Below are 6,084 nucleotides of genomic sequence, written 5' to 3'. Positions count from 1 at the left end.
ACGAACGTCGGGGGCCCACCGGCACTCATGCCACGACGGGCGCCGACCACCTCCAGCGCGAGCATCACCCGGGACAGCTCACCACCAGACGCAGCCCGGGCCACGCTGCGAGCCGGCGCACCGGCGTTGGCGGCGAGCAGGATCTCGACGTCGTCCATCCCGTGCCGGGAGATCCGGACCCGCTCGCCGTCGCGCAGCTCGACGCCCTCGGGGTCCCGCCGGGTCTCCAGGCGGACCTCGAGGAGGGCCCGGCCCATGGCCAGGTGGGCGAGCTCGGCGGTGACCCGGCGACCGAAGCCTCGGGCGGCCGCGCGTCGGGCCTCGGACAGCTCGAGGGCCGCCTCGACCAGTCGTGCCTGCAGCACCTCCACCTCGCGGTGCAGCAGCTGGGCTCGGTCGTCAGCCGTGAGGAGCTCGGCGAGCCGGGCTGCGGCCCCCCGCGACCACTCGAGCACCTCGTCGATGCTCTCGCCGTACTTGCGGGTGAGGGACCCGAGGGCGGCCCGCCGCTCCTGGACGAACGCCAAGCGCGTGGGGTCCAGCTCGACGTCGTCCACATAGGCACCGAGGTCCGCCGCGAGGTCGCCGACGAGCGTGGCGACCTCGTGGAGCCGGTCGCCCAGGGCGTCCAGGCGGTCGTCGTGGCCCGCGGCTGGGCCGAGCGCGGAGCGGGCGACGCCCAGCAGGTCACGGGCACCCGGCCGCGGCTCGGCGGCATACTCCTCGTCGCCGAGGAGCGCCCCGAGCGCCTGGCCCGCGGCCAGCCGGAGCGAGTCGGCATGCGCGAGCCGCTCGTCCTCGGCCCGCAGGGCGACGTCCTCACCGGGCTGGGGGTCCACCGCCTCGATCTCCTCGAGCGAGGCCGTCAAGGCGTCGATGTCGCGGGCCCGTTCTCGGGCTCGCTCGACCAGATGTGCATGGTCGCGGACCGTGTCTCGCCACTGGTCATAGAGCTCCTCGACGCGTCGGCGGCGCTCGAGCAGCGCGGGGCCGCCGAACTCGTCGAGAACGTCGCGATGGGCGTCGCCCTGCCTGAGGCGCCACTGGTCTGCCTGGCCGTGGACCGCCACGAGGAGCTGCCCCAGGTCTGCGAGCACGGCGACGGGGGCGGTGCGGCCGCCCACGTGGGCGCGAGACCGGCCGGAGGCCGAGACGGTGCGGGCGACGACGAGCTCCCCGGCATCGTGCTCGCCGCCGGCCTCCTCGGCGCGCGACAGCGCCGGGTGGTCCGCCGGCAGGGTGAGGACGCCCTCGACGAACGCACTCGAGGACCCGGCCCGCACCAGCCCCGAGTCGGCGCGCTCACCGAGCAGCAGGCCGAGGCCCGAGACGACCATCGTCTTGCCGGCTCCCGTCTCGCCGGTGAGGACGTTGAGCCCCGGGCTCAGCTCGAGCACGGCCTCGTCGATGACGCCGACGCCGCGGATCCGGATCTCGCTGAACACGGCCCCACCCTACGGGCGGACGCGGACACCCCTCGGCGACGCGGCCGGTCAGTCGGCGGCCTGTCGCTCGCCGGTGGAGGCGGCACCGCGCCACCCGGCGACGGAGAGGTTGAACTTGGCCACGAGCCGGTCGGTGAACGGCGCGCTCGTCAGGCGCGCCAGGCGCACGGGACGGACACCCTTGCGAACCTCGACCCGCGCGCCGGGCGGCAGGTCCACGTGCCGGCGACCGTCGCACCAGAGCACGCCGGAGCCCGCCGTGCCCTCGGTGACCTCGACCGCGAGGCGGGTGTCGGGGCCGAGCACCAGCGGTCGCGCGAAGAGGGCGTGAGCGGAGTTGGGCACGAGGAGCATGGCCTCGACCTGCGGCCACACGACGGGCCCGCCGGCCGAGAAGGCGTATGCCGTGGAGCCGGTCGGGGTGGAGACGATGACCCCGTCACAGCCCCAGCTCGACAGCGGTCGACCGTCGACCTCGATGGTGAGCTCCAGCATCCGCTCCCGCGCGGCCTTCTCCACGCTCACCTCGTTGAGCGCCCAGCTCGTCGCGACGGGCTGCCCACAGTGCCAGATCTCGACGTGGAGGGTCATCCGCTCCTCGACGGAGTAGCGCGAGGCGGCGATGTGCTCGACGACGTCGTCGAGATTCTCCCGCTCGGCCTCGGCGAGGAAGCCGACGTGGCCGAGGTTGACGCCGAGGAGCGGGATGTCGGCGCTCCGGGCGAACTCGGCGCCACGCAGGATGGTGCCGTCGCCCCCGAGGACCACGACAAGGTCGCATCCCTCCGCGACCTGCTCCTCGGCGGCGATGCGGACGTGGTCGGAGCGTTTGAGGTCGAGCGCGCGGGCCTCCTCGGCCTGCAGCGACACGTCGATCCCGAGGGCGGTCAGCCGCCTCACGACGCCCTTGGCGACGAGGAGCGCCTCTGGTCGACGGGGATGGGCGACGAGCAGGATCCGTCGTGTCACTGCGCTTCCTCCCGGTCGATGGCCTCCAGCATGTCATCGAGGGACGACATCACCGCAGCGGGGCTCGCCCTCAGCCAGAGGAGGAACTCCCGGTTGCCCTCCGAGCCGGGGACCGGGCTCGGCGCGAGGCCGAGCACCTGCAGGCCCAGCGAGCTGGCGTGCTCCGCGACGAGCCGGACCACGCGACGGCGCTCGGCGGCCGACCGGACGACGCCGCCACGACCGAGGCGCTCCCGGCCCACCTCGAACTGCGGCTTGACGAGGACCACGAGGTCTCCGCCCGGTGCGAGGAGCGCCGCCATGGGTCCGAGGGTGAGCAGGAGGGAGATGAAACTGAGGTCGCCGACGACGAGCTCGAAGGGCGCCCCGAGGTCACCCGGTCGGACGTCTCGGATGTTGGTGCCGGGCAGGTCCCGCACCCGCGAGTCGGACGCGAGCTGCGGCACGAGCTGCCCGCGGCCGACGTCGAGGGCGGTGACGTGCCGCGCCCCGTGCTCGAGCAGCACCTGGGTGAACCCGCCGGTGCTGGCGCCGACGTCGAGGCACCTGCGTCCCCTCGGGTCGAGCCGCCGTCCCCCGGCGTCCGCGGGGTGGCCCCAGAGCTCGAAGGCGTGGAGCAGCTTCAGCGCCCCCCGGCCGACCCACGGGTCCGGCATCTCTGAGAGCCCCAGGGGCGTGTCGTTCCCCACCGGCTGAGCCGGCTTGGAGACCGGACGGCCGTCGACGAGCACGGTCCCGGCGGCGACGAGCTCACGGGCCTGGGCACGCGACCGAGCGAGACCACGGCGCACGAGCTCGGCGTCGAGTCGCCGCGTCGTCACGCGCCACCGAGGTGACGCAGGCGACCCGAGAGGACGGACAGCACCCTCTCGCCGACCTCGAGGTGCTCCTCCAGCGGACGTCCTTCGAGCCCGGCCAGCTCGACGACCGCCGCGTCGAGGATGGCGTCACCCGTGGCGGGGGCCGGTGACGGGCTCGCCCCCGTCGGTCCCGTCGGAGTTGCCGTCGCAGGTCCCGTGGTCATTGACGATCTCCTTCTCGCCGGTGAGGTCCGCTCGCGTGGGCGACCGGCGCCGTCTGGCGTCTCGCGATGGGCGCCCCCAACGCTACCCGGTCGACTCAGTCCAGCAGCGCGTCGAGCGACGTGGCGGCCGCGGCGAGGGACGCCACCGGGGCAAGTGCGGCATCGCGGGCCTCGAGGAGGGCCGCGAGCCCGGCGCGCACCACCGCGACTGCCGACCCGTCCCCTGACATCCCCGGGGACCCGAGCACGAGGCTCACCTGGTCAGCATCCACGTGCAGCCGCACCGACACGTCGCCGCAGGCCCACCCGCCGCCCACGGGAACGGGCGCGGCATACGGCACCTCCAGGTCGTGCAGCCCGCGCAGCACGAACGTCGGGACCGCGCGGTCCGGGCTGCCCACGAGGTCGCTCGGTCGGTCCACGCCGGTGAGCACCCACGCCGACGGTATGCCGGCGGCGCGGGCGCCGTCGATGTCGGTGTCGAGCCGGTCCCCCACGGCGAGCACTGACCGGGTGCCGAGCCTCACCATGGCCAGCTCGTAGAGCGGGGCGTGGGGCTTGCCCACGACGACGGGCTCACGCCCGGTGGCCTTGCGGAGGACGTCGACGTAGGCACCGTTGCCGGGCGCGATGCCCCACTCGACGGGCAGGGTCGTGTCGGCGTTCGTCGCGACCCACGGCACACCGCTCGACACGTGCCTGGCGGCCTCGGCGAAGTCCGCCACCCGAAGGTCCGGGCCGTAGCCCTGCAGCACGCCCGCCGCCCGCGGCTGCTGGGCCGGGACCGGCACGAGGAGCTCCTCCGCGAGGGCGGCCCGCAGGCCTGGCCCCCCGAGCGCCACGACCTCGGCCCCTTTCGCCACCGACCGACGCATGCGCGCCGCACCGGCCTCGGCGCTCGTGACGACGCAGCCGTCGGGCGCGGGTGCGCCGAGGTGGCGCAGCTGGCCCACCACGTCGGCGGGCAGCCGGGAGGCGTTGTTGGTGGCGTACGTGATCCGCAGCCCGTCGGCGACGAGGCGGCGCAGCGCAGGCACGGCCTCGGGCACGGCCGCCGGGCCGCGGTAGACCACGCCGTCGAGGTCGCAGATCACCGCCTCGTAGCCGTCCACCAGCGCGTCCGTCGCGCGCTGGGGTCGGCTCACGCTGACCGGATCATGCATCCGGCTGCTCGGCGTCGTCAGCCAGCAGGTCGAGCGCCTCCACGCCGTCGAGCTCGTCGAGACGTTCGGCGGCGTCGGTGGTGAGCTCGTGGTCCGCGTCCGCCGCCCGGGCGAACCACTCGCGCGCCCCCGCGGGGTCCCCGGCGGCCAGCGTGGCGTCCGCGTAGGCGTAGTAGAGCCGCGGAGCCGACGGCCGACCAGGGCTGATCCGACGCACGAGGTCGGTGAGCCCCGCGACCGCTGCGTCGAGCTGCCCGAGGTCGCGCCGTATGCCGGACACGACGATCGCGAGCTCGACCCGGTCGTCGATGGCGAGCGTGCGCGCCTCATCGCTTTGCGAGAGCTCGAGGGCCTTGGTGGGGCGCCCCAACGCTCGCTCGCAGTCCACCATGAGTGGCAGCAGGTGACTGGAGCCCGACAGCCTCCGGACGGTGCGGAACTCCGACAGGGCTCGCGCCCAGTCACCCAGGCGGTAGGCCACCAGCCCCAGCGCCTCGCGGGCGGCGGGGACGCGACCGGCCCGGCGGGCGGCCGTCTCTGCGTGCGCCAGCGCCGCTTCGGGGTCGACATCGAGCAGCTCGGCGACCATGACGAGGTGTTGGGCCACACCCTGCGCGTTCTCCTTCGACAGGGTCCTCAGCTGGTTGGTCACGGCGCGGTCGATCTCGAAGCCGGTGACGCCTTCCCGGATCGCCGGCTCCGGCAGTCTTGGACCCCTTGGGGTCAACCGCGAACCCCCCCGGCGCTCGAGATCCTCGCGGCCAGCGCCGCCGCGGGGGCGGTCGTCCCTGCGCGGCGCGCCACGGTCGTCCCGGTGCGGACCACCACGGTCGTCCCGGCGGGGACCACCACGGTCGTCCCGACGCTCGCGCTGGAAGCCGCCCGGGCCGTCCGTGCGCGGCTCGTCGCGCTCTGCGCGGCGCGGTCGGTCCCAGTTGGGGCGGCTGGAGCCCTTGCCGTCGCTACCCCCCCGGGCACGGTCGTCCGCGCGACCCCGACCCATGTCGTCGGGGCGGCCCGCGCGGCCGCCCTCCGCCCCTCCGGCACGGCTGTCACGACGCTGGCCCTGGCCCTCGCCGCCGGCCCAGCGGGGACGGCCACCCGCGCCTCGGGCCGGGCCTCCACCTGCACCGGCGTCCCGGCCGCCGCGTCGCTGGGACCCGGCCTCCCCTCGCGCGCGCCGTCCCTCGGCGTCCTGCCGACCGGTGGAGTCCTCGTCGCTCATGTCCCTCATCCTTCCCTCGGTCCCCGTGCGACGCCACCGCCGAGGGGCGGTACGCGCGCAAAAAAAGGCGCCCCGCCTGGATCACTGAAGTTCCGGGCGGGACGCCTTGGTAATAGTTGTCCGGCTGCGTCCTACTCTCCCACACCGTCACCAGTGCAGTACCATCGGCGCTGAAGGGCTTAGCTTCCGGGTTCGGAATGGGACCGGGCGTTTCCCCTTCGCTATGGCAGCCGTAACTCTATGGAGATATCAAACCTG

General features: G+C 74.6%; 6 protein-coding genes and 1 rRNA gene. All 7 read right to left on the bottom strand.

The window, feature by feature from the left end; translation table 11 throughout:
* Positions 1–1,445: DNA repair protein RecN (locus VFJ94_RS04685; RefSeq protein WP_325003029.1), on the bottom strand; the 1,445-nt coding region annotated here is incomplete at its 3' end.
* A 48-nt stretch (positions 1,446–1,493) separates the two neighbouring features.
* Positions 1,494–2,414 carry an NAD kinase gene (locus VFJ94_RS04680; protein ID WP_325003028.1) on the bottom strand — a complete coding sequence of 307 codons (921 nt, stop codon included), beginning with the start codon at positions 2,412–2,414 and terminating at the stop codon, positions 1,494–1,496.
* Positions 2,411–3,235, bottom strand: a complete 825-nt coding sequence (locus tag VFJ94_RS04675; protein ID WP_325003027.1) for a TlyA family RNA methyltransferase — start codon at positions 3,233–3,235, stop codon at positions 2,411–2,413. Before VFJ94_RS04675 ends, VFJ94_RS04680 begins: the two co-directional genes overlap by 4 nt.
* The gene (locus VFJ94_RS04670; RefSeq protein ID WP_325003026.1) at positions 3,232–3,438 is read right to left on the bottom strand and encodes a hypothetical protein; all 207 of its coding nucleotides are present in this window, start codon (positions 3,436–3,438) and stop codon (positions 3,232–3,234) included. The genes VFJ94_RS04675 and VFJ94_RS04670 overlap by 4 nt, the downstream gene beginning before the upstream one ends.
* Positions 3,439–3,533: 95 nt before the next feature.
* Positions 3,534–4,583 (bottom strand): HAD-IIA family hydrolase, encoded by a 1,050-nt coding sequence (locus tag VFJ94_RS04665; protein WP_325003025.1) that lies wholly within the window; start codon positions 4,581–4,583, stop codon positions 3,534–3,536.
* 10 nt (positions 4,584–4,593) lie between these two features.
* The gene (locus VFJ94_RS04660) at positions 4,594–5,328 is read right to left on the bottom strand and encodes a tetratricopeptide repeat protein (protein ID WP_325003024.1); all 735 of its coding nucleotides are present in this window, start codon (positions 5,326–5,328) and stop codon (positions 4,594–4,596) included.
* A gap of 616 nt (positions 5,329–5,944) precedes the next feature.
* Positions 5,945–6,061 (bottom strand): 5S ribosomal RNA (rrf, locus tag VFJ94_RS04655).
* Between the last annotated feature and the right edge of the window lie 23 nt (positions 6,062–6,084).

Origin of the sequence: Intrasporangium sp. (assembly GCF_035688975.1) — a bacterium.
In the GTDB taxonomy this organism is placed as follows: domain Bacteria; phylum Actinomycetota; class Actinomycetes; order Actinomycetales; family Dermatophilaceae; genus CALMNV01.
This window is presented reverse-complemented; position numbering and strand designations above follow the sequence as displayed.